21 protein-coding genes and 1 pseudogene are annotated in these 24143 nt (G+C 64.1%); 9 read left to right on the top strand and 13 right to left on the bottom strand.

Going from position 1 to position 24143, the window contains the following annotated elements; translation table 11 throughout:
* The 3 genes from QZY07_RS26810 to QZY07_RS26800 form a co-directional block, all read left to right on the top strand.
* On the top strand, positions 1-435 hold a 435-nt coding region (locus QZY07_RS26810), incomplete at its 5' end, for an efflux RND transporter periplasmic adaptor subunit (RefSeq protein ID WP_295409440.1).
* Positions 435-1679, top strand: a complete 1245-nt coding sequence (locus tag QZY07_RS26805) for an ABC transporter permease (RefSeq protein WP_295409438.1) — start codon at positions 435-437, stop codon at positions 1677-1679. The genes QZY07_RS26810 and QZY07_RS26805, both read left to right, overlap by 1 nt.
* Positions 1676-2365, top strand: a complete 690-nt coding sequence (locus QZY07_RS26800; RefSeq protein WP_295409435.1) for an ABC transporter ATP-binding protein — start codon at positions 1676-1678, stop codon at positions 2363-2365. Before QZY07_RS26805 ends, QZY07_RS26800 begins: the two co-directional genes overlap by 4 nt.
* 29 nt (positions 2366-2394) lie before the next feature.
* Here QZY07_RS26800 and QZY07_RS26795 read toward each other — a convergent pair whose 3' ends face one another.
* Positions 2395-2970 carry an AAA family ATPase gene (locus QZY07_RS26795; protein WP_295409432.1) on the bottom strand — a complete coding sequence of 192 codons (576 nt, stop codon included), beginning with the start codon at positions 2968-2970 and terminating at the stop codon, positions 2395-2397.
* A gap of 327 nt (positions 2971-3297) precedes the next feature.
* Between QZY07_RS26795 and QZY07_RS26790 the strand changes: the two genes are divergently transcribed.
* From QZY07_RS26790 to QZY07_RS26770, 5 genes are all read left to right on the top strand, one after another.
* A complete protein-coding gene (locus QZY07_RS26790; protein WP_295409430.1) occupies positions 3298-3792 on the top strand; it encodes an EAL domain-containing protein in 495 nt (164 codons plus the stop codon).
* Between the two features lie 249 nt (positions 3793-4041).
* On the top strand, positions 4042-4785 hold the full coding sequence (locus QZY07_RS26785; RefSeq protein WP_295409443.1) for a Crp/Fnr family transcriptional regulator: 744 nt from the start codon (positions 4042-4044) through the stop codon (positions 4783-4785).
* A 77-nt stretch (positions 4786-4862) separates the two neighbouring features.
* Positions 4863-5777 (top strand): cation diffusion facilitator family transporter, encoded by a 915-nt coding sequence (locus QZY07_RS26780; protein WP_295409427.1) that lies wholly within the window; start codon positions 4863-4865, stop codon positions 5775-5777.
* A gap of 218 nt (positions 5778-5995) precedes the next feature.
* Complete coding sequence (locus QZY07_RS26775) at positions 5996-6232, top strand: DUF433 domain-containing protein (RefSeq protein ID WP_295409423.1); 237 nt, start codon at positions 5996-5998, stop codon at positions 6230-6232.
* Positions 6229-6606, top strand: coding sequence for a DUF5615 family PIN-like protein (locus tag QZY07_RS26770; protein WP_295409420.1), 378 nt, complete (start codon positions 6229-6231; stop codon positions 6604-6606). The genes QZY07_RS26775 and QZY07_RS26770 overlap by 4 nt, the downstream gene beginning before the upstream one ends.
* An 84-nt stretch (positions 6607-6690) precedes the next feature.
* On the opposite strand, the gene QZY07_RS26765 is transcribed toward QZY07_RS26770, so the two are convergent.
* The 3 genes from QZY07_RS26765 to QZY07_RS26755 all read right to left on the bottom strand — a co-directional run bounded on the left by QZY07_RS26765 (position 6691) and on the right by QZY07_RS26755 (position 9205).
* A complete protein-coding gene (locus tag QZY07_RS26765; RefSeq protein WP_295409417.1) occupies positions 6691-7413 on the bottom strand; it encodes an ABC transporter ATP-binding protein in 723 nt (240 codons plus the stop codon).
* The gene (locus tag QZY07_RS26760) at positions 7410-8696 is read right to left on the bottom strand and encodes an efflux RND transporter periplasmic adaptor subunit (RefSeq protein WP_295409414.1); all 1287 of its coding nucleotides are present in this window, start codon (positions 8694-8696) and stop codon (positions 7410-7412) included. Before QZY07_RS26760 ends, QZY07_RS26765 begins: the two co-directional genes overlap by 4 nt.
* A 200-nt stretch (positions 8697-8896) precedes the next feature.
* Positions 8897-9205, bottom strand: coding sequence for a hypothetical protein (locus QZY07_RS26755; RefSeq protein WP_295409411.1), 309 nt, complete (start codon positions 9203-9205; stop codon positions 8897-8899).
* Between the two features lie 119 nt (positions 9206-9324).
* Between QZY07_RS26755 and QZY07_RS26750 the strand changes: the two genes are divergently transcribed.
* Positions 9325-10353 (top strand): folate-binding protein, encoded by a 1029-nt coding sequence (locus tag QZY07_RS26750; protein ID WP_295409409.1) that lies wholly within the window; start codon positions 9325-9327, stop codon positions 10351-10353.
* Positions 10354-10355: 2 nt separating this feature from the next.
* Here QZY07_RS26750 and QZY07_RS26745 read toward each other — a convergent pair whose 3' ends face one another.
* The 9 genes and pseudogenes from QZY07_RS26745 to QZY07_RS26705 all read right to left on the bottom strand — a co-directional run.
* Positions 10356-11930 carry an ATP-binding protein gene (locus QZY07_RS26745; RefSeq protein WP_295409406.1) on the bottom strand — a complete coding sequence of 525 codons (1575 nt, stop codon included), beginning with the start codon at positions 11928-11930 and terminating at the stop codon, positions 10356-10358.
* A gap of 88 nt (positions 11931-12018) precedes the next feature.
* On the bottom strand, positions 12019-13557 hold the full coding sequence (gene lysS, locus QZY07_RS26740) for a lysine--tRNA ligase (RefSeq protein WP_295409403.1): 1539 nt from the start codon (positions 13555-13557) through the stop codon (positions 12019-12021).
* Positions 13558-13596: 39 nt separating this feature from the next.
* Positions 13597-14695 (bottom strand): peptide chain release factor 2 gene (gene prfB / locus QZY07_RS26735; protein ID WP_295409400.1). Its coding sequence is split into 2 segments (ribosomal slippage): positions 13597-14619 and positions 14621-14695, totalling 1098 coding nucleotides; the frame shifts between segments, so codons are not numbered across the junction.
* 175 nt (positions 14696-14870) lie between these two features.
* Positions 14871-15734 carry an HDOD domain-containing protein gene (locus tag QZY07_RS26730; RefSeq protein ID WP_295409396.1) on the bottom strand — a complete coding sequence of 288 codons (864 nt, stop codon included), beginning with the start codon at positions 15732-15734 and terminating at the stop codon, positions 14871-14873.
* A 4-nt stretch (positions 15735-15738) separates the two neighbouring features.
* A complete protein-coding gene (locus tag QZY07_RS26725; RefSeq protein WP_295409392.1) occupies positions 15739-16626 on the bottom strand; it encodes an alpha/beta fold hydrolase in 888 nt (295 codons plus the stop codon).
* A 21-nt stretch (positions 16627-16647) separates the two neighbouring features.
* Entirely contained in the window at positions 16648-20505 is a 3858-nt protein-coding gene (locus tag QZY07_RS26720; RefSeq protein ID WP_295409389.1) for a DUF1631 family protein, read from the bottom strand.
* Positions 20506-20550: 45 nt separating this feature from the next.
* Positions 20551-22704 (bottom strand): alpha-amylase family glycosyl hydrolase, encoded by a 2154-nt coding sequence (locus QZY07_RS26715; RefSeq protein ID WP_295409386.1) that lies wholly within the window; start codon positions 22702-22704, stop codon positions 20551-20553.
* 102 nt (positions 22705-22806) lie between these two features.
* The gene (gene sohB / locus QZY07_RS26710) at positions 22807-23817 is read right to left on the bottom strand and encodes a protease SohB (RefSeq protein ID WP_295409383.1); all 1011 of its coding nucleotides are present in this window, start codon (positions 23815-23817) and stop codon (positions 22807-22809) included.
* Between the two features lie 60 nt (positions 23818-23877).
* Positions 23878-24143: pseudogene (locus QZY07_RS26705) on the bottom strand (phosphoglycerate mutase); the annotation flags it as partial.

Below are 24143 nucleotides of genomic sequence, written 5' to 3'. Positions count from 1 at the left end.
GACATTCCACGGGTCCGAGTCGGGCAGAAAGTCGTCCTGCATGCGGACGCCTTGCCGGACCAGGTGTTCGATGGCGAGGTCAGCCAGATCACCCCCAAGGGCGATCCGGTCGCGCGCACCTTCCGGGTGCGCATCCGCCTCGCCGATCTGGCTGGCTTGCAGATCGGCATGACGGTCGACGCCAACCTGATCGTGACCGAGCGGCAAGACGCTCTGCTGGTGCCATCGACGGCACTCCAGAAAGGCGCGCTCTGGCTGGTGGCGGACGGCAAGCTGCGCCGCCAGCCGGTACGCACCGGCGTGGCCGGCGCGCTACGCACCGAGATCCTCGACAGGTTGCCGATGGACGCGCAGATCGTCGCGATGCCCTCCGAAGCCCTGCGCGACGGCGCTACCGTGCGCATCCGTCCACCCGACACCGCATCGCAACCCTGATGCGCATCCAGCTCCAGGTCGCGCTCACCCATCTCACCGGACGGCGGCGCCAGACGCTCGTTTCGCTCACCGGCGTGGTGCTCGGGGTTGCCTTCTTCCTGGCGGTCTCCTCCCTGATGCGCGGCTCCGAGCAGGACTTCATCAAGCGTCTGGTCGACAACAGTCCGCACATCACCGTCTCGGACGAGGTGCGCCGGCCCCGGACCCAGCCGGCCGAGCGGCGCTGGACGGACGGGGCGGTCAAGATCCGCAACCTCAAGCCCCAGACCGAGACGCGCGGCATCCGTGGCTATCGCGAGAAGCTCGCGCTGATCGAGGCGATTCCAGGGCTGCGGGTCGCGCCGGTGCTGGTCGGCTCGGCCGTGCTCACCTTCGCCGGGCGCGAGGAGGGCGTTACCCTCTCGGGCATCGTGCCAAAGACGATGAAGACCGTGTCCACCATCCAGGACAAAATGATCGAAGGCTCGCTCGACGCGCTCGACGTCAACCCCAACGGCATCGTCATCGGCACCGGGCTGGCCGAGAAATTCAACCTCGGGCTTGGCCGCAACCTGACCGTGGTGGCGGCGAGCGGCGCCAGTCGCGCCATGAAGGTGGTCGGCCTCTTTCGCACCGGCAATGCCTCGGTCGACGAGACTCAGACCTTCACCCTGCTCAAGCGCGCGCAGGTGCTGTTCGAGCGGCCCAACCGGGTCAATCGCCTCCTGATCCAGCTCGACGACGCCTATGCCGCGCGCGCCGTCGCCCAACGCATCGAGGACGCCATCGGCGACAAATCGGTGTCCTGGGTGGAAGCCTCGGAGGACATCCTCAGCGTGCTGGTGGTGCGCAACATCATCATGTACAGCGTGGTGTCGGCGATTCTGCTGGTGGCCTCCTTCGGCATCTACAACACCCTCTCGACCATCGTGCTGGAGAAGACCCGCGATATCGCCATCCTCAAATCCATGGGCTTTCACGCGCGCGACGTGCGGCTGATTTTCCTGTTCGAGGGGGTCATCATCGGCGTGATCGGCAGCCTCTTCGGCCTGGCCCTGGGGGCCGCATTCATGCACGGTCTGTCGCTGGTTCAGATCAAGCCGCCGGGCGTCTCCGAGAAAGTCTTTCTGCCGATCTGGTGGGGCGCGCAGCAATTCGCCCTGGCCACGGCCTTCGCCATGACCTCCTGCATCCTCGCCGCCTGGCTCCCAGCGCGGCGCGCCGGGCGGGTGCATCCGGTGGAGATCCTGCGGGGCGCGGCGTGAGCGCGGTGCTGCGCGCCGACAACCTGGTCCGCATCCTGCCCGGCGAGGTGCCGGTGACGCTGGTGAACGATGTCAGTCTCACCATCGAGCGCGGCGAGTTCATCTGCATCATGGGTCCGTCCGGGTCCGGCAAGTCCTCGCTGCTCTACCTGCTGGGCCTGCTCGATGTCCCGACCTCGGGCCAGGTGTGGCTCGACGGCGAGAACACCTCGGTCTATGGCGAGGACGACCTGGCGAACCGCCGCCTGGAAAAACTCGGGTTCGTCTTCCAGTTTCATTTCCTGCTCGCCGAGTTCTCGGTGATCGACAACGTGACCCTGCCGATGCGCCGTCTCAGCCGGCTCGACGAGTCCGCCGCGCGCGCGCGCGGCCTGGAGCTGCTGGACCGGCTGGGCGTGGTCGAGCAGAGCGCCAAGCATCCGCACCAGCTCTCCGGCGGCCAGCGTCAGCGCGTGTCCATCGCCCGCGCGCTGGCCAACGATCCGCTGATCCTCCTCGCCGACGAGCCGACCGGGAATCTGGATTCGGTCGCGGGCGCCACGGTGCGCCAGATTCTCAAGGATCTGGCGCATGACATGGGCAAGACGGTGGTGGCCGTGACCCACGATGCCGCTTTTGCCGCCGCCGCGGATCGGCGGATCGGGATCGTCGATGGGAAAATCGACGCCGACTGGCGGGCGGGATAGAGCGGTCCGGTCGGGAGCGTCGGACGCCTTCACAGAGTCTCGGTCTCGAAGCCGACCAGGGTGCGCCGCTCGCGGCTGAACTCGATCCCGATGAGATGGATCGGTTGGCCGAGTGTGCGGTACTTGTCCGCATCGCCGCGCTCCTTGATCTGTTGCAGTGCCCGGCCCGCGGGCGCCAGCTCGACGACCTTGAATTCGAACAGCCAGATCCGCGCGTTGAACTTGAGCGTCAGATCGATGCGGCCGAGTTGGGTGGCGTCCTCGGCCGTGAGGTCCAGGCCGAGCGCGGCGAGATGGCTGTAGAAGACGCTGGCGTAGTAGCCCTCGTATTGGGCGATGGGGTTGGCGGTATGCCACTGATGCGGGATGGCGGCGAAGAGGGATTCGAGATGCCGGCGCAGGGCATCGAGCTCGTTGCCGGCAAACAGCTCCGCGATGGTGTCGATGAGCAGCGACTTGCCAAAGCGGCGCGGGCGCGAGAGGAAATACTGACTGCCCTCGTCGATCAACCGCCGGATGAAACCGGTCTTGTCGACATAGTAATGATCCGCTTCCCGGATCTTGGCAAAGGTCTGGATTCCGATCGGCAGTTGACGGCGGTGCATGACAGACGGTCCTCGGCGACGAGCACGTTCCTGATATCCCGGATCATGTTAGACCCGCTCGGCTTGAAGGACTCACGAATTTAAAGCCCCGGCTTTGCCGGGATGGTGACCGCGGGAGTGAGTCAATGGATTGTTCCTTATGACGTCCTGCATCCTCGCCGCCTGGCTCCCGGCGCGCCGCGCGGGCCTGGTGCATCCGGTGGAGATCCTGCGGGCGCGGCGTGAACGCGGTGCTGCGCTCGGAGAACCTGATTCGCATCCTGCCCGGCGAGGTCCCGGTGACGCTGGTCAACGACGTCAGCCTCGCCATCGAGCACGCACTGGCCAATGACCCCGATCGCCATCGCCGTGAACGTCTCGGCCCGGCAGTTTCACCACCAGGGGTTCGTGCGGCTACTGACCGCGGCCGCCCAGACGAGCGACGTCGACCCCGCCGTGCTGTCGCTGGAACTGAGCGAGGTCACGCCGATGCAGGATCTGCCGGCCTCGCGGCGGTTGCTGGAGGCGCTGCGACAGCTCGGGGTCCGGGTGGCGCTGGACGACTTCGGTCTGAGCTACTCCAGCCTCGACGCCCTGGAATCCCTCCCGCTGGACCGGCTGGCGATCAACCGGGCCTTGGTGCGGCGACTGAACGTCACCCACGCGACGCCCGCCATGGTGGACGCCATCATCGGTCTCGGCCGCGCCCTGAAGCTCGGGATCGGCGCGGTCGGCGTCGAGACCGAATTACAGGACGATGCCTACGCCTTCATTTTCGATCAGCAGGGTCTCATGGCCAGCCTGAGCATCGAAGGGACGAAAATCACCCCCATCAAACGTTGATCGGAAGTCGCGCGGTCGCGAGGTCGCGCCGCGCGGCGACGATGAGGTTCGCGGGGTTCGCGCCCCGTGTCCCGATCATCGTCAAGGTCGTGTCCGAGCATCTCGAAGCCTTGCCGGCGGTGGCGGAGTTGCTGGGACAGGAGCGGGAGCGTTCGCGGCACGCGACCGCGCGGCGCTTGACAGCGCAATGCGGTCGCCGCTGTAATGCGAGGTTTTCCAATCCTGGATAGCGCATTGCAGACCTCATCCATGGCCATCATGCCCAGTCCTCCGACCCCACGGCAAAACCATCTGCTTGCCGCCCTGCCCGACACCGAATTCGCGCACCTGCTGCCCCATCTGGAATGGGTTCCACTGCCGCTCGGCGAGGCCCTCTACGAGTCGGGGGCCGCGTTGCAGCATGTCTATTTTCCCACCACCGCCATCGTGTCCCTGCTGTACGTCATGGAGAATGGCGCGTCGGCCGAAATCGCCGTGGTCGGCAACGATGGCATCGTCGGCATCGCCCTGTTCATGGGGGGCGCCACCATGCCGAATCGGGCCGTGGTGCAGTGCGCGGGCCACGCCTATCGGTTGAAGGGACAGGTGCTCAAGGAGGAATTCGTGCGCATCGGGGGGCGGCGCAATGGGGTGTTGCCACCGCTGCTGCTGCGCTACACCCAGGCCCTGCTGACCCAGATGGCGCAGACGGCCGTCTGCAATCGGCACCATACGGTGGACCAGCAACTTTGCCGCTGGCTGCTGATCAGTTTCGACCGCTTGCCCTCGAACGAACTGCGCATGACCCAGGAGCTGATTGCCAACATGCTGGGGGTACGCCGCGAGGGCGTGACCGAGGCAGCGGGGAAATTACAGACGGCTGGGCTCATTCGTTACAGCCGGGGGCTCATCACCGTGCTGGATCGAGCGGGTCTGGAAGCACGGGTTTGCGAGTGTTACGCGGTGGTCAGAAAAGAGACCGAACGTCTGCTTCCGGAGGCAAACAGGGATTGATTCCTGAGCGGCGGCAACCTCCACTTGCAGAAGGCCAGCATCTGAACCGTGTGCGCTCCGCCATCGAGAGACCTCTCATGAGCCACGCCGAACCTCATCATCACGCCGCCCCGACCTTCGACCACGCCTTTGCCATCGGCATCGGCCTGAATCTGCTCTATGTGGCGGTGGAAGCCTTCTACGGTTGGCGGGTCGATTCGCTGGCCCTGCTGGCCGATGCCGGGCACAACCTCTCCGACGTGGGCGGACTGGCGCTGGCCTGGGCGGCTCTGCTGGCCGGTCGCCTGCGTGCCAGCCCGCGCCGCACCTACGGCTGGCGGCGCGCCTCCATCCTCGCGGCCTTCGCCAACGCCACCTTGCTGCTGGTGGCCATGGGTTCGCTGCTGTGGGAGGCACTGCACCGGTTGCACGCACCGGCGACGACTGCGGGCATGACCATCGTCGTCGTCGCCGCCATCGGGGTGGTCGTCAACGGCATCACGGCGGCGCTGTTTCTGTCCGGACAACCAGCGGATCTCAACCTGCGCGGGGCCTTTCTGCACATGGCGGCGGACACGCTGGTGTCGCTGGGGGTGGTCGCGTCCGGCGTGCTCTATCTCTGGACCGCCTGGAGCTGGCTCGATCCGCTGACCAGCATCGTGATCGCTCTGGTGATCGTGATCGGCACCTGGGGGCTGTTCCGCCAGTCGCTGAACCTGTTGTTCGATGGGGTACCCGAGCAGGTGGACCTGCCTGCCGTCGCCGCCTGGCTGCGCGCGCGCCCCGGCGTGAGCGAGGTGCATGACCTGCACATCTGGGCCATCAGCACGACCGAAACCGCGCTGAGCGTCCATCTGATCATGCCGGACGGGCATCCCGGCGACGCCTTTCTGAACCAGACCGCCGCGGGACTGCATGACGGATTCGACATCGCTCACCCGACGGTGCAGATCGAGCTGGGCCAGACGGGTGGCGGCTGCGCCCATCCGATGCACTGCCCGGAGCCGCCCTGAACGCCGGCGACCGCGATTCGGTTCCGCAATAGGTCGCCAATGTTTTGTTCACATGCTGGGGCGATGTTGGATGACCGCCACCGACCGGGTCACCCGGTTCGCCGCCTCGACAAGGGCGGTCACCCAATCGACGGACTGCCAGTTTCCGGCTTGTGATGGCCGCGCCTATACTGCAATCCTCCCGATCCCCGAACGCAGTGTCACGAGGCCAGAGACACATGAATTTTCCCGATCTCGAACGCATCACAATCGATCCCCGGGTGATGGGTGGCAAACCCTGCATTCGAGGCATCCGGATCACGGTTGGCGCCATCACAGGCCTACTGGCGTCCGGGGAGTCCATCGACGCGGTGCTAGAATTTTATCCAAGTCTGGAGCGGGAGGATATCTACGCGGCCCTAGCCTATGCAACTTGGCGGGCGGAAGAATATGACCTGCCGCTCAAAGCGGGATGAACATTCTGCTTGATATGAATGTGCCGATGGTCTGGGAAGCGTTCTTGCGCGAGGCCGGTCATGCGGCGATCCATTGGAGTCGAATCGGGGCGATTCGTGCGCTGGATAAGGAGATCATGGCTTGGGCGCGAGACCATGATCATGTCGTTCTCACCCATGATCTGGACTTCGGCTCCCTGCTCTTCCTGACCCATGCGACAGCGCCCAGCGTGATTCAGCTACGGGCAGAGCACATTCTGCCGAAGTTCGTTGGTGCAGCGGTGCTGGAGACCCTGGAGATGGCGGCGACGGCGCTAGAAGAAGGGGCGTTGGTGACCATCGATCCACGCCGACACCGGATTCGCCTGTTGCCACTGCACCCTCCAGCAAGGTAGATACCGTCTTGTCCGTCAAGCCGCATTCGTCTCATCGGCTTGATACGGTGTCCGGTTTTGAGGACATCAAAGCACAACGGGCCACTATCGATGTCCCGCGTCGGCGATCCGGCCATCCAGAAAATGGATGACCCGATGCGCATAAGCGGCCATCTCGGCCTCGTGAGTGACCATCAACACGGTAATCGCCCGGTTTCGGTTGAGTCCGGTCAGCAGCTCCATGATCTCGTGACTGCGGGCGGTGTCGAGGTTGCCGGTGGGCTCGTCGGCGAGCAGCAGGCTGGGCTGGGTGACGATGGCGCGCGCGATGGCGACCCGTTGCTGTTGACCTCCCGATAGCTCGCCCGGCGTGTGGTGCTCCCAGCCGGCGAGTCCGACCACCTCCAATGCCTGGCGCGCGCGCGCGTGCCGTTCGAGTGTTGGCGTGCGGCGATAGATGAGCGGGAGTTCGACGTTTTCCAGGGCCGAGGTCCGATTGAGCAGGTTGAAGCCCTGAAAGACGAAGCCGAGATAATGACGGCGCAGCAGCGCGCGCTGATCGCGGTCGAGGGATTCCACCGGCACCCCGCGAAAGCGATAGGAGCCGGCGCTAGGCGTATCCAGACAACCCAGAATATTCATGGCGGTGGATTTGCCGGAACCGCTCGGTCCCATCACGGCGACGAATTCGCCCTGACGAATGATCAGATCCACCCCGTCCAGCGCGCGCATCGCCGCCAGCCCGCGGCCATAGACCTTGGCGACCTGCCGGAACTCGATCAATGGCGCCGGATCGCTCGTCGTGGAGGTCGCAGCGGGCTGACTCACGAGGCGCGCCCCGACCGCTCCACATCCACCAGCACCGGAGTGCCTGTCTCCAGCGGGTCACCAAGCACCTGGGTCATCACCCCGTCGGTGAGGCCGATCTTGAAGGTGATCAGGGCCGGCTCGCCATCGCGCAGAATCCAGGCGCGTCCCTCCTTGCCGTTGCGCTGACCGGTCTCGGTCTGCCGCTTGGAGCTCGGCGGGCGTCTTGGCAGCAAGAGATCGACCAGACTCGGACCGCTCTGTTCCGCCTTGGGCTGGGGCGGGGTGAACCGCAGGGCCAGGTTGGGGATCAACAGCAGATCCCGCTCCTCGCGCACCAGGATCTCGGCGGTCGCCGTCATCCCCGGACGCAGCGACAGATCGGCGTTGTCGACCGCCAGCAGGGCGGCGAAGGTCACCACCCCGTTGACCGTCTCCGGGGCGAAGCGCACCTGGGTAATGGTCGCCGGAAAAATTCGGTGCGGATAGGCGTCGACCGTAAAGGTCGCCGACTGCCCCTCCGCGACCTGCCCCACATCTGCCTCGTCGACCGCCACCTTCAGTTCCATCTGGGTGAGATTTTCGGCCAGGGTAAAGAGCACCGGCGTTTGCAGCGAGGCGGCGACGGTCTGTCCCGGCTCGACCACGCGATTGAGCACGATGCCGTCGATCGGCGAGCGGATCACTGTCTTATCCAGGGTCCGACGATCGGCGTCGAGCTGCGCCTGGGCCTGATCGACCTTGGCGTGGGCCACCGCCAGCGCGGCGCTCGCCCGCTCGGCCGCCGCGACCGCCGTGTCGAGTTCCTCCGGCGAGGCAAGACGTTTGGCGACCAGATCGCGCGTGCGGCCCAGCTTGCTCGCCGTCTCGTTGGCGGTTGCCTGGGCCTCGTCGACCTGCGCCCTGGCCAATTCCAGCGCCGCCGCAGACTGACGCTCCTTCGCCTGCGATTGGTCCGGATCGAGCCGGGCCAGCACCTGCCCCCGCTTGACGCGAGCGTTGAAATCGACTTCCACGCCCTGGATGGTGCCCGACACCTCGGTGCCGACATCGACCTGGATCACCGGCTGCAATTGTCCGGTCGCCGTCACCTTGACGGTCAGATCGCCACGTCGGACCTCCGCCGTTTTGAAACCGATCCGATCGCTCGACGGATTTCCCATCAGAATCGCACCGGCCAGCGTTAGGCCGAGTACGGCAGCACCGGCCAGCCAGAGCCAGCGGCGTCGCCGGCTCGGCCGTCGTCCAGCAAGGCCGATCCGTTCGGCGACCGTGGCGTCGCGGGGTTCTCCCTCTTGGGTCATGCGCATTACTCCAATGGATACTCGGCCGCCGACCGTCAGGGTTCGTGGCAGACCAGGACAGGCTGTTCTCGAATCATGGAAAATTGAGGATCCAAACCGCATCCAGCGCCCTGGACAGGGTTTAGACGTCCGATCAAGCGGATCGCCGACCCGCAAGAGGCGCCGCGCGGACCCGCTGAGGCAAAGGACAAAACGCAGGGTCACGCATAGGCGTCAACGCCAACGAAAGCGCGAAGATCCTCGCGGACCTGAACCCGTTGCGCGGACTCATACGCCGAGAGCGCGCGCCGCGCCTGGAGATTGCCCGCCGCCAGCCGGATCGGCTCGGAAGAACGATAACCGAGAGAGATCTGTTCCGCCTGCTGAACGTTCGGCACGGCGCGACGGGTCAAGGGCACCTGCGCCTGTGCCTGCGGCGAGACGAAGGGGATCACCCGAGCATCCCTTTCCAGCCGCTGCTCCACGGGCAGCGGATAGGAGAACGGGATCAATGAACCGGAGATCTGCATCTGTCACCATGTTCGGCGCCGATGGCTTGACGAAGGAATGGCGCAACTTGAGTATCGTACGAAATGCGCCACCTTACCGAAATCCGTTTCAGACGCCAGCCGCTTCGAGGATTGACCGTATGACAACTCAATGGCGAGAATTTCTCACCGCCCGCAATGCCCATGTTGAAGAAAACGGCGGCATCTGCTTTCCCAAGGCGGCTGGTTCGAGCGACAACCGGTTGTTCGATCTGTCCCATCTGGGCCTGATCGCGGTGCGCGGCGTGGACGCCGACGCCTTCCTGCAAGGCCAGTTGACCAACGACATTCGCGAAGTCACCGCCACCCATACTCAACTGAGCGGCTACTGTAGCCAGAAGGGACGCCTCCTGGCGAGTTTTCGGGTCATGCGCATCGCCGAGACAGTCTATCTTCAGACCCCCGCCGAGCGCCTGCCCGACGCACTCAAACGCTTGCGCATCTTCATTCTGCGCAGCAAGGTCAGCCTGGACGACGCGAGCGACGAACTGATACGCATCGGTATCGCTGGCGCTCGCCTCGCGGACCTGCTCGCCGGTCAGGGGCTGAGCCTGCCGGAACGCGACAACGCTTGCGCGAGCGACGAGACGCTGTGCGTGATCCGACTCCCCGGAGCGATCCCGCGTTGCGAGATCCTCGGCCCATTCGCCGCCATCGGTCCGCTTTGGGACCGGCTCGCCGGCCAGGCCACGCCCGCCAACCGTCTCGACTGGACGCTGCTCGATATTCAGGCAGGGATTCCCAATCTCTACAACCAGACCGCCGAGGTCTTCATCCCGCAGATGATCAATCTGCAGTTGATCGATGGCGTCAGCTTCCACAAGGGCTGCTACACCGGCCAGGAAGTGGTCGCGCGCATGCAGCATCTGGGCAAAATCAAACGCCGGATGTATCTCGCCGAGGTCGACTCGCCCACGCTGCCGCAACCGGGCGAGGAACTCCACGCGCCTTCCAGTACCTCCCAGCAGACCGCAGGTTGGGTGGTCGATGCGGCGCCACTCGACGATGGACGCCATGCGCTGCTCGCGGTCGTCGAAGTCAGCGCGGCCGAGGGCGGCGAGGTTCGGCTTGGCGAGCAGGGACCGTTGCTGAGCCTGCAAGCGCCGCCCTATGGGTTTCCTGAATCCTGACGTCAGGCACGCACGACACAGATCCGTCGGCCCTGGGGACTGATCGCCTCGGCGCTGACGGTGCGCTCGGCGATCGGCGGCTGACCCGCGCGACGGTCGAAGACGATCAGCCAGCCCGTGTCCAGCCCCAACCCGGCCAGATATCCGTCCAACTGCTTCAGTCCGGCGGCCAACGGATCGACCGCCCCCTCGCGCCAGACCTTGAGTTCCAGGCCGAGCGTGACCGCGCCATACCGCAGACAAAGATCCATGCGGCCCGAGCCGATGGCGTATTCGCGCTCCAGCGTCCCGCCGCCGTTGATGACCCGATGCAGAAAGGCCATGAGCACCAGATGCGGGGCGATTTCGTGATAGGGCGCGCTTTTCAGCAGCGGCTGGCCATGCTGGCGCCAGAAGGTGAGAAAGGCGTCGAGCAGGCGGTCGGGGTTCAGACTGGCGTCGGCGTTCAGCCAGGTCGGGGCGATCTGCGGCAGTGAGTCTTGCGGGCCACTGGCGAGGGCGCGTGGCAAGACCTCGCGGTAGATGGGATTGGCGACCACCAGCCCACCCGCGCCATCGCGGCGCAGCAGGCCCAGATCCACCAGATACTGCCGCTCATCCTCCGGCACCGTCTCCAGCGCGGTTCCGGCCAGCATCGGCTCGATGACCCGCCGCACCCGCTCTTCGCGCAGTTTGTCGGCCAGTTGATCGAGATGCGTCACCCGATTGACGATCAGATATTCCTTCGCCTGGTCGATCAGCGCCGCCGTGACCGGGCGGGCGCGGTCGCGCCCCTCCGGCATCTCGAAGCAGACACGATAGGCCAGGGCATTGACCAGCCAGGGCTGACCCTGGGTCAGCATCCAGACCCGCTCCAGCGCCTCGGAGGTGAACGCCTGCCCGGTCTCGGCGGTGTGCTCGCGCAACAGGGCCGTGACCTCGGCGGCGTCGAAATCGCCCAGACGCAGCGATTTTGCCTTGATGTTGAAGGCACTGCCGCCGGTGATCGGCGCGGCTTCCGAGCTGGCATGAATCCGGTAGTCGCGCAGATCGCGCACCCCGCAGAGGATGACGGTCTGCGGAAAGGCCGCAGGGCGTTGCGGATAACCGGCGCGCAACTGGCGTAACAGCGAGATCAGGGTATCGCCCACCAGTGCATCCACCTCGTCGAGCAGCAGCACCAGCGGTTGCGGGGACTGGGCGCACCAGCGGGTGAGAAACGCCTCCAGGCCCACCAGCGCCGATGGCCCCTGGAGCACCTCGCGGGCCAGCGCATCGGCCCCGGCATCCCCCAAGCGCCAGCCGGCGCTGTTAGCGATCGCCTGCACCACGGCACCGATTCCGGCCTCGACCCGCTCGCGCGCGGCCTGCGCGGCCTCGATGTTGACGTAGAGCGCCCGGTAGCGTCCCTCCCGGTTCAGGTGCTCCATCAGCGCCAGCAGACAGGTGGTTTTGCCGGTCTGGCGCGGGGCGTGGAGCAGGAAGTATTTTTTGCGATCGATCAGCGCCAGCACCTCATCCAGATCCCATCGCGCGAGTGGCGGAAGCGTGTAATGATCGGCGAGGCAGTTCGGGCCTTCGGTGTTGAAAAAGCGCATGGGGGACTCCTGGACGCCGAGGCGCATCATGTCTTGATCTCGGGGCGCCGACATCTTGATCGACCGACAAAGATGTGACGACCGGCCGTCAGGTCGCCGCCTCCGGGCGCATGTGCGGAAACAGCAGGACATCGCGGATCGAGGGCGAGTCGGTGAAGAGCATGACCAGTCGGTCGATGCCGATCCCCTCCCCCGCCGTCGGCGGCATGCCGTGTTCCAGGGCGCGGATATAGTCGGCGTCGAAGAACATGGCCTCAAGATCGCCGGCATCCTTCTCCTCCACCTGCTGGCGGAAACGCTCGGCCTGATCCTCGGCGTCGTTCAGTTCGGAGAAGCCGTTGGCGATCTCGCGCCCGCCGACGAAGAACTCGAAACGGTCGGTGACGAAGGGGTTGTCGTCGTTGCGCCGCGCCAGGGGCGACACCTCGGTCGGATATTGGGTGATGAAGGTCGGATCCAGCAGCCGGCTTTCGACCGTCTGCTCGAACAGCTCGATCTGGATCTTGCCCAGACCCCAGGTCGGTTTAAGCGCGATCTTGAGACGCCCGGCCACCGCGCGGGCGCGCTCCAGATCGTCGACATCCTCGGGCGTCAGCTCGGGATTGTGGTGCAGGATCGCCTCGCGCACGCTCATCCGCGCGAACGGCTGGCCGAACTCGTAGCTCGCGCCCTGATACTCGATGCGGGTGTGTCCGAGCACCTGGAGTGCCATCTGGCGCAGCATGTCCTCGGTCAGGTCCATCAGATCCCGATAGTCCGCATAGGCCTCGTAGAATTCCAGCATGGTGAACTCGGGATTATGCCGGGTCGACAAGCCTTCGTTTCTGAAATTGCGGTTGATCTCGTAGACCTTTTCCAGACCGCCCACCACCAGGCGCTTGAGAAACAGCTCCGGGGCGATGCGCAGGAACAACTGCATGTCCAGCGCGTTATGGTGAGTCACGAAGGGACGCGCGACCGCCCCGCCGGGGATCACCTGCATCATCGGGGTCTCGACTTCCAGATAGCCCCGGCCGTTGAGATACTCGCGGATGAACTGAACGATGGCGGTGCGGATGCGGAAGGTCTCGCGCGTCCCGGCGTTCATGATCAGGTCCAGATACCGCTGACGATAGCGGCTCTCCATGTCGGTGAGACCGTGGAACTTCTCCGGCAGCGGGCGCAGCGCCTTGGTCAGCAGCCGCAGACGGTCGCAGCGGATCGACAACTCGCCGGTCTTGGTCTTGAACAGCACGCCCTCGGCGCCCAGGATATCGCCCAGATCCAGATCGCGCCTGAAGCCGGCATAGGCATCCTCGCCAATCAGATCGCGCTGGACGAAAATCTGGATGCGCCCCGACAGATCCTGAAGGTGCGCGAAGCTCGCCTTGCCCATGACCCGGCGCGTCATCAGTCGCCCGGCCACCTTCACCCGCCGCTCGCGCGTGGCCAGCGTGTCGGCGTCCTGCTCGCCATACTCGGCCAGGAGTTCGCCGGCCACCGCATCGCGCCGAAAGTCGTTCGGGAAGGCGTTGCCCCGCGCGCGCAGCTGCGTCAGCTTCTCGCGCCGCTGCGCAATCAGCTTGTTTTCGTCCGGCAACTCATGGGGCGCCGAATCGGGATTGGTCTCGGTCGAGGATTCGCTCATCCGTTGGGGATCTCCAAGGCGATAAGGTGATGACTGGAATTACAGACCGCTCTTAAGGCTGGCCTCGATAAAGGGATCGAGATTGCCGTCCAGCACCGCTTGGGTGTTGGCCGTCTCCACGCCGGTGCGCAGATCCTTGATCCGCGACTGATCCAGCACATAGGAGCGGATCTGACTGCCCCAGCCGATATCGGACTTGGTGTCCTCCAGCGCGTCCTGCGTGGCGCGGCGCTTCTGCATCTCCAGCTCATAGAGTTTGGCCTTGAGCTGTTTCATGGCCTGATCCTTGTTTTTGTGCTGCGAGCGGTCGTTCTGGCACTGGGTCACGGTGTTGGTCGGCAGATGGGTGATGCGCACCGCCGACTCGGTCCGGTTGACGTGCTGACCGCCGGCGCCGCTGGCCCGATAGACATCGATGCGCAGATCGGCCGGATTGATCTCGATCTGGATGCTGTCGTCGACCTCGGGCGAGACGAACACAGAAGCGAAAGACGTATGGCGACGGTTGCCCGAGTCGAACGGCGATTTGCGCACCAGCCGATGCACGCCGATTTCGGTCCGCAGCCAGCCGAAGGCGTAATCGCCCTCGAACTTGATGGTGGCCGACTTGATCCCCGCCACTTCGCCGGGCGAAACCTCCATCAGCTCGGTCTTGAAACCGCGCCGCTCGCCCCAGCGCAGATACATGCGCAAGAGCATCTCGGCCCAATCCTGCGCCTCGGTGCCGCCCGAGCCGGACTGGATATCGACGAAGGCGTGATTGGCGTCCATCTCGCCGGCGAACATGCGCCGGAACTCCAACTCGCCCACGCGCGCTTCATGGATCTGGAGATCGGCGACCAGCGACTCGACGGTCGCCTCGTCGTCTTCTTCGACGGCAATCGACAGCAGCTCGTCCGCATCGGCGAGCGCGGCGGTGAGTTCGTCGACGGTGAGCACGATCGCTTCCAGCTGCGCACGCTCGCGACCGAGCGCCTGCGCGCGGCTCGGATCGTTCCAGATGGTCGGATCCTCAAGCTCCCGCAGCACCTCGGTCAGCCGCTCCTGGCGATCCGCATAGTCAAAGATACCCCCGGAGGGACTCGACGCGCCCCCGCAGGTCGTTGATCTGGGAAATGATTGGGTTGAGATCGAGCATGGTCGGCTCCGGCGGATAAAACCGTGCAGTATAGTGGGACGGCTTCGCCGAAGAAACCGCTTCGACAGCGCCTGCTGGCGCGATCGCGGCCAGAGCCGATGAGCAAGGCAGCGCAAGCCTGTGAATCCTGTCCATTCACAGCCTTTCTGTGGGGCGCTTGTTTTCGGAAAATCACCTAAACGCCCCAACCGCCTTGCAGCGACTGCCCGCAGAGCGCCGACCAGTCATCCTCGGACAGCGCCAGTTCCCGCCGGGCGGCGTCCCGATAGGCGAGCATCTCGGGCAGTTCGTGGTTTCCCTGCGAGAGTGCGATCAGATAATGCGCCAGCTGTGCGATGGCGATCAGCGAGCGTACCTGCGGATCGTCAAGGGCATGTTCGCGCACGGCGTGATGATGATAGATCGCCAAGGCCAGATGCTCGGGAAGCTGCCAGGTGCTGGCCAGCAGGAAGCCGACGGTGGCGTGATCCGTGCCCAAAGCGGCGCGTTCGTGCTCCATCAGCGATTGGGGCGTGCCGCAGCGCAGCACCCATTCGTAGCCGTAATTCTCCAGCAGATCGGCGAAGATCAGGCTGCCGACATCGTGCATGAGGCCGAACAGATAGGCTTCTTCCGAACCGACGCCCTCGACCAGAGCCGAGACGACCGTCGCCACGCGGGCCTGTTCCATGATGGATTCCCAGACGACGCGCGCGGAGCCTTTCGCGTCTCCAAGCATGCGCTCGATCGAGGTGGCGGTGACCAGATTGACCAGTTGGTTGATCCCCAGCAGCATGACGGCCTGCTGAACGCTGGCGATCTTGGTCCGGCGCGCAAAAATTGGCGCGTTGACCTTCTTGAGAATCTGCCCGGTCAACGCGAGATCCTGGGCGATAAGGTTGGCGACGACCCGGACGTTCGGTTCCGGCTGGGTCAGTTCCGCACGCAACGCCAACACCACATCGGGGATCTGCGGAACCCTGGCTTTGCGCACGGCTTGGAAGGCCGCTTCGAGGGCGGCTTTGGGCGGATAGTGCGCGGCAATCCGAGGCTCGGACATCAGGTCACTGCGACTGTTCAAGCGTCGCCCAGAACCCGTCCAGCGCCGCGACCGTCTCCGGGAGCCTCTCCCAATGCGGTAGCCCCAGATTCGGGGCGAGTCGGAGCCGCTGCCAGTTGGGATGTCCGGCGACGAACTCATCCAGGCGCTCGAAAGCGATGTAGGGATCCCGATCGGCGATGGCCAGCACCGGCAGGTCCGTCAGCTTGCCATAGAGCCGATCCATCGCATTGGGCGTAAAGAGTTGCATGGAGAGGAAGGTCAAGGGCGCATGCCGAGCGCCCGGCTGATGGGACGTGGCATGGGCATAGTCGATGACCTCGACGGGGACCTCGCCCACGAAGGAGCGGCCCAGAAAATAACGGATGCTGCGCCGGGAGGCCACCAGATCGTAGAGCCCCTGACTCAACAGCGGGATGGTGAGAAACTGATGCGCAACCCTGCCGATCCGCGCGCTTGGCACCGGGCGCTGGCTGAATCCGGTCGGCGAAATGACGACGAGCGAGGCGATCCGCCCCGGCATCGCGAGGGCCGCGCGGGCGGCAAACTCCGCGCTCAACGAGAGCGCGAGGACATCCGCGGGTTGCTGGACGACCTGCAGCAAAAAATCTGCCAGGGCATCGGCATAGATCGCTGGCGTATAGGGCCGCGACCCGCGCTCGGAGTGACCGAAACCCGGCAGGTCGAGGCTGTACACCGGCCGATTGCCGCGATACTGCTCGAACAGTGGTCGCATCTCGAAGCTGCTGGGCGCGGCATTGATACTGTGGACCAGCACCAGGGGCAGGCCATCGCCCTCGGCGTCGACGTAATAGGCGAGACGCCCGGCGCGTTCGCTGACGAACTCGAATCTCGGCGCCGTCAAGGCGTCGGCAAGTGCTGGCTTGGTCAAACGTGACTCCTGAGACGCGGTTTAGGGCATCTCGTCAAGGAACTGTGGTCTTTCGATGGCGTAGCCCTGTGCGTAATCCACCCCGATATCCTGCAGCAGTTCCAGAATCTCGAGGTTTTCCACGTATTCGGCAATGGTTTTCTTTCCCATGAAATGGGCGATCTCATTGAACGATTTGACGATTTCCCGGTCGTGAGGGCTGATCAAAATATCCTTGACAAAGGAGCCGTCGATCTTGACATAGTCGACCGGCAACTGCTTCAGGTAGCTGTAGGACGACATGCCGGCACCGAAATCGTCCAGTGCGACGCGACAACCCAGCGCCTTGATCTCGCCCAGAATCATGGCTGCCTGCTCCAGATTCACGATGGCGGCGGTCTCGGTGACCTCGAAACTGACGATATCGACCGGCACCTGAAAACGTTCCAGGCTGGAGCGAATAAATTTCAGCAGATCCGGATCGCTGAGCGACTGTCCCGAGAGATTGATGGCGATACCGCCGATCGCTCTCGCCTGATCCGGATGTTCATTGAGCCATCGGAAGGCGGTCTCGATCACCTGACGATCGACCTCGCGCATCCGATTGAACGCTTCGGCGGCGGCGATGAAGGATTGCAGCGGGAGCGGAGCCCCCTGGTCGTCGTAAACACTGAGCAGGATTTCGCAATGCGGCGTCAGTTCGCGAGTGGGATCGATCGGAACGATCCGCTGATAACGCAGACGGTGGCGGCCGGACTTGATGATATCTTCCGCTTGCGCCCAGCCACGCAGGTGATCCAACTGACGGACAATGATCGCATCGTCCTCGCTGAAGAGGAGGACACGATCCCCTCCCTCCCGATGCGAGGCCAGACAGGCCACGCTCGCCGCCGACATCAGCGTTTCCGGACTGGTCGCGTCGTCGCTCAGCAGCACCATGCCGAGACTGCCCGCCAGCCGGAATGGTTTGCCTTGCAGATCGCAGGGCATCGTCGTCAAACCGGCGCGAATCGCCTCGCCGATTTCGGAGGCGTGGTCGCGATTCATCGCAGGCATGAGCAAACCGAAACGGCACCCCCCCAGGTAGGCGAGACAGAACGCGTCCGGAACCACATTTTCCAACAGTCTGGCGACCGCCACCAGGATGCGCTCGCCCGCCGAATACCCAAAGGTTCCGGTGAGCGTGTCGTAACGATCCAGTTCCAGGAACGCCAGGGCATGCGTGGCGGCCGAATCCTTGACTGACAGGAGCAGTTGGGTCAGCGAACCCAGCAGACGTCGCTGATTGGCCAGGCCGGTCAATGGATCGTGCGTTTCGTGATAAATAAGACGTTCCTGCATTTCCGTCAACGCAGCGTCGGCGGCACGGGCGACCACCCGCTTGGCGGTCGGCGCCTCCTCGGCCTGCGCCTGACCGCGCGCAAAGGCCTCCGCCAGGCGCTGGCGGCGCAGCACCTTTACCTTCTTGCCCATCGTATCGGTAATCGCCAGGCGAGAACCGTCCTCGTTGCGCCAGATGAGTCGCAGCGCCTTGCTCGCGTCCTTGTTCCGCATCCACAGCAGAGCGCCGAGTGGCAAGCTGCTGACCCGCGCCAGTCCCCGTTCCCAGTCCGCGGCGGACAGATCCGCCGGCATCCGCTCGGGCTCGCTCTCGGCATCCGGAATCAAGGGAGAAAAAATCAGAAAATCCTCATCCCGGAAGAGGGATGCGTAGCCGCGACGCACGGCGGTTTCAATCCGCCCCAGCAGTTCGTTGCAGCGGATCGAGTCAATTCCGATGTAGACCAGGCCCGTGCGCAGCTGCTCGATCATCGACTCCAGCCCAAGGGAATCCCGCGCGCCGCCTTCTCCCTCACCCACGTCCTCGCCACCGCACATGCGGTGCAGACTCAACAGGAGAGTCCAATACCGATGCCAACGCGCCCCTTCGATTCCCCCATTGGCACACGCCGATTCCAGCAGGCTGCGCCAGCCAGCCTGTACCAATTCATCGACGGCCTGATGAATCCGACGTCCGGTCAGGGTGCCGTTCAGCCGTTCGCGCACCTGCTCGCGCGCCAGGCGCTCCCGCTCTTTGGCCTCGCAGACATTCACCCAGTTGACGATATTGCCTTGATATTCGCGACCCGCCCTGGATTCGATGGTTCCCAGCCGTTTGGACAGTTCATTCAGCGCGGCGGGATCCCGCGCATCGCTGGAGACCAGCGTTTGAGCCGCTTCCTCGAACTCGCGCTGCAAGCCCCGATCGTCGCCTTCCTGGTTCAGTAGCAACAGCGCAAGTTGTTCCAACTGATTGAGCAGGGTGACCAGCGGTTGACGGGTATCCGCCATCGCGCCCGGTTCGGCGACCGCCATGGACAGAAAACGTCTGGACAAGGACTTGATGAGCGATTTGATCCGCGGCGGGGTCGAGGGATCTGCCAGCATGTGCGACAGAAGCCGGTCGGTCACATCGACTCGTTCCTCAACCTGCGGGGACATCACCGGAAGGCGCTCGGGATGACTCCCGTCCTGTTTCGACTCGGCGCTCAGCAGCCATTGGGCAACCAGTTCGCGCAGCGGGCGGTCTGGGTCTGCCTCGGGGAGTTGGAAATCGACAGGCAGTTGGGAGAGCAGATCGGCGACGTGCCGTCCACCCGCGTAATGGCGACTCGGCCGCCTCGGTCCCCGGTACGCCGACCCGAAGGGATGCTGAGCCAACAGATCGGCCATGTGATCGGCGGCCTGCGTGCCCTGAATCGTCGCTGACTCAGCGCGCTGGACTGCCGCCCCGGCTGGCGAGGCCACGACTCGGTCCTGGGGTGGGACGACATCCGGCGTATCGCTCGGGACCGCGTCTCTCGTGGCCTCCGCTGCCGAGGCTCGGACAGCGGTGTCTGTCGTCCGCGGCGGCTCGATATCGGCGAGCCCCGAAGACGTCCAGGCCCGCAACACCTCCCGATAAAAGGCGCCCAGATTGCTCGATAAATGGTTGGCGACAATCTGCATGGACAGTCTTTGCAGTTCCTTGCCGAGGCCAATTTCGCTCAGTGCCTGCTCAATGGTTTCAGCCAGTGCCAGGGGCTCCATCGGGAGCGACGTATCCTGGAAAATCGCGGAGACCTGGGTGCGCAGGGCGTCCAGCGGTTCGTGTAACTCCTCCTCCAGACGGTTGGCCAATTCCGATTTCGCCAGCCAGACCTCGAATTCTTCCTGATCGACGAGTTGTAAACCGCCCGCCAGTGGAGTAACCCCCATCCTGGCGACTGGATCGGTACCCGCGTTTTTCGCCTTGCCAAGATTCCGCAAGGCGTCGAGCAATTCCTGACGGATCCGGCGCGGGACGCTTTCGTCCTGAATCGCCTTGGCCAACAGGCCGATTTCGCCTGTGAAGCGCGCGCGCTCGGCATCGCTCATCGCGCGCTCGCTGTGCGACCAGAGATCCTCGACGAGGCTCTCCATCAGCGAATCGAGCATGCTGTCTAGGCCCTGGCGTCCCACTTCCTGCAAGACCTCGCGCGCTCGAAGCCGGCCGGGATTCAGCTCGAGATCCGCCTCTGGCGGAAGCGCCGCGGCCCTCTCGCCAATAAAGCGGGCGAGACGCGCACGACCGTTCCCTTCCAGCCGGATGAACCGCGCGCCCAACCCGCGATCGACGCGATGGACAATCTCGACCACGGCCTGGAGGGGATCCATGCTCTGCGCGTCCGGCAGGTCGAAATGCAGATCGACATGTTCGCCCGAGATAAAAGGCAGTTCCGGCGCTGTCGCCGAGGTGTCCAGCAGCACGCCGCCATTACAGAGATTCAGCACCCTGCAATTGGTCGGAAGCTGATTGCGGCCACGCACCTTCGCGTGCAGATCCACCGGATGGCGGGTCTGAATGCGCCGTTCCTTATACTGTCTTTGTAGGTCGGTCATGTTCGGGATAATACGTATTTGACCATCGGATGCCAGCAGGAAACCTTAGCGGAGATACAACCCGTCCATTCCGATCTTACCGGGTCCATCGAGTACATAAATCCCCGCCGAATTCGCCTTGACGTGGAACCCCAGGCGACCGTCGCTGGCGATTTCGGCGCCGGTGACGGCATCGCGATAGACGCCGGGCTTGACGCCCTCGATCGCGATCTGTTGCTCGGACCCAATCGCCAGACCGACAATGACATAACTCCCGCCCTCTGAATAGTCGCGCACGAAGCGCATGCCGCTGCCCCATTCGGCGAGATGGCTCATGCGCGCCTTCTGCAGCGCGGGAATGGCGCGGCGGATCAGATTCAGGCGCTGGATGTGACGATACAACGGATGCGCCTGGGTCTGGGCGATCCGCTCCTCGGTCAGATGATCGCCGAAGTACGCGCGACCGGTCCGATGCAAGGTATCGCGCTCGCCCTCGACATCCTGGGGCGCGCCCTTCATGAACTCGATCTCCTCGCCATAATAGAGACAGGGAATGCCGCGCGCCGTCCAGATCAGAGTATAGGCGGCCGCCGCCATCCATTGATCGCCCTTGAAGCGGTATTTGAAATCGTTGTCGGGTCCGACATCGTGGTTCTGCAGGAAAGTGACGAGTTGCGTCACGTCGCCATAGATCCAGTCCATGCCAAGGATCTGCGCGGTCCCTGCATAGGTGCCCTTGCTCACGGTGTCGCGAAAGGTCGAGAAGAGTCCGAAATCGAGTTGCGGAAACCCCGAGTCGCCGCCCGATTCCGGATCCAGCGGATCGTGTCCGAGGCGCGTATACCACCAGGGCCGGATCTGCGAGGGGCCATTGTCGCCGCCGCCCAGATCGCCCCAGCCATAGCCCTTGACCAAATTCTCGCCGAACACGAACAGGCCCGGTTTGTGCGCCTTCCAGGCATTGATGTATTCGAGCAGATTATCGCGCTCGACATGCTTGACGGTGTCGATGCGCAGCGCGTCAACGCCCATGTCCAGATAGCGATTGATGGCGTTGATGAGGTAGTCCTTCACGTTCTGACGCTCGGTGGCCAGATCGATACAGTCGCCCGCCAGATGTTTTTGCTGGAGCGGATGGGCGCTCTCCCAATCGCCGCCGCAGATGAAGCCCTCCTGATGATACCAGTCGGGGTCCAGATCCTGGGCGTCGATCCCGAAGAAGCGTCCGGGGCGATAACCGGGCTGGGGGACGGTCTCGCCGGTCTTGGGGTCGATCAGCGGCTCGCTGCCGTCCGGATCGCGCGCGTGGCGTTCGCGGTACCACGCGGGCGCGAGCGGATTGTCGATGTCGTCGCGATTCGGCCAGGCATAGTTGCCGAGGTTGCCCTGATAGGGACCGTGATCCACCTGGCCCGGCTCGGAACCTTGGGGGACATAATATTTGATCGGCAGATGGTCGATATGGACCTGTCCGCGAATGCCGTACTGGCAGGAATGATTGACCACCACATCCTGAATGATCTTGATGTCCCTGGCGTGCGCGGCGTCGATTAGATCCTGATAGGTGGCGTCCGGCGACTCCAGACGCGGATCGATGCGGGTCCAGTCATAAGGGTGATAGCCGTGATAGTCCAGACCGGAGCGGTTCTCCACCGGCGGAGTGATCCAGATCGCCGTGAAACCTAGGTCGCGGATGTAATCGAGACGCTGGATCAAACCCTTAAAATCGCCGCGCCAATGCGGATCGACCGGATTGCCGGATTCGTCGAACTGGATGCGGTCGCGGCAGAAAAAATTGTTGGAGGGATCGCCGTCGTAGAAACGCGTCGTCAGCAGAAAATAGATGGTCTCCTCGCGGAAATCGGTGCGCTCATGCAGGGGGCGCGGTTTGCTGGACACCTGGGATCGTGGCGGCGCCGGGGGGATGACGGGCGCGGATCGATGCTCGGGTTTGCTCGCGGACCAATGGCCGCTGGCGTTCAGCCAGCCATTCACGCTGCGAAACTGATCCTGCGTCTGTCGCCCCTGGCCGTCGTGGAAGACCAGGAAGAGCGACTTCAGGCCATGAAACCGGATGCTGAACCAGCCGTCGCCTTGATGTTCCATGGCAAGACCGGGCCAATCGCTCTGGGCGCCGCCCGGCTGACCGGTCCAGTAATGGACATAGATGCTGTTGGCCCAATCCGCGGGTCGCTCGAAATGGATAATCAGATCCGGCATCGTGAACGTTCTCCAAATCAATCTCTTAAAGATGCTGTCAGGCGTCGGCCACCGATCCAGCGGCGCGGCGTCACGGGAAAACGGCGCCGCCGGCTATCCGCATCAGCCACGCCAGGTCGCGAAGGCGCGGTCCAGGCTCGCCTGAATGCTCGACAGCAACCGCTCGATGGGCTTTTTGTGGACGCTGTACTTAAGCTTCAGCAGTTCCTTTTCCCCACTCGCCGCCAGCAGATAATCGTCGCTGGTCTGGATGGCATCCACCAGACCCAGCTCCACGGCGCGCTGGCCATGCCAATATTCGCCGGTCGCCACCCGCTCCAGATCGAGGCCGGGACGGTACTCGGCGACGAAACTCTTGAACAGATTGTGCGTCTCCTCCAACTGTTCGCGCAGCTTCTGGCGGCCCTCGTCCGTGTTTTCGCCGAAAACGGTGAGGGTGCGTTTGTACTCGCCCGCCGTGTGCAGCTCGAAATCGACCCCATGACGCTCCAGCAGACGATGGAAGTTGGGCAACTCGGCGAGCACGCCGATGGAGCCCAGAATGGCAAAGGGCGCGGCGAGAATGCGATCGGCCACGCAGGCCATCAGATACCCGCCGCTGGCCGCGACCTTGTCGACCGCGACCGTCAGCGGGATGCCCTTGGCCCGGATGCGCGCCAACTGGGAGGCCGCGAGTCCGTGTTCGCTGACCATGCCGCCGGCATTATCGAGCCGTACCAGCACCTCGTCGCCCGGTTGCGCCTCCAGCAGGAGCGCGGTCACCAGCACCCGCAGAGCGGCCACCTCGCTGGCCCGGAGATCGCCGTTGAACTCGATGACGAACAAACGCGGGCGGTCGCTCTGCGCCGCCTTCTCGCGTTCCTTCTCGCGCTTGCGTTCGGCCTTGAGAAAGGTCTTGTAGGCCTTTTTCGGCAGCGAGAATTCCTTGAGCGCCTGAGTCAGGGCACGGTAGCGATCATTGAGATCCGTGATCTCCAGATGCTCGCCATGATCGCTCTCCTGCCGGGCACGCAGCGCCAGGATCAGAAGCACGGCGATCCCGAGGACCAGCGTCAGGGTTTTGGCCAGAAACAGAGCGTAATCGAACAGCGAGGCAAACAGCAGATCCATCATACCAATCCTAGTCAGTGGTCAAGCGTGAAATCATAACTGCCGCCGAAGGCGTGGCCATCGTTAGCCTCGCCAACGCCAGAAGCGGCGCAAGTGACCGCGTGCGATCCGAAAACGCGTTCCCTGGCAGGGATCGAGGGAGAGCCGTGACAGAACGCCCAGGCGGAGCTGGTTTGCGGGGCCGGCAAGACTGGCCTCAAGCTCCGTCAAAGACTTGGTCCAGGCGGACAAATCCTGCGCTTGGAGCGCCGTCCAGAGGGCATCCCAGTAAACCAGAACGGAATCGGCCGATACCGACGCATCCGCGCGCCACTGTTCCAGCCTCAGAT

Origin of the sequence: uncultured Thiocystis sp. (genome assembly GCF_903866365.1) — a bacterium.
GTDB lineage: Bacteria > Pseudomonadota > Gammaproteobacteria > Chromatiales > Chromatiaceae > Chromatium.
This window is presented reverse-complemented; position numbering and strand designations above follow the sequence as displayed.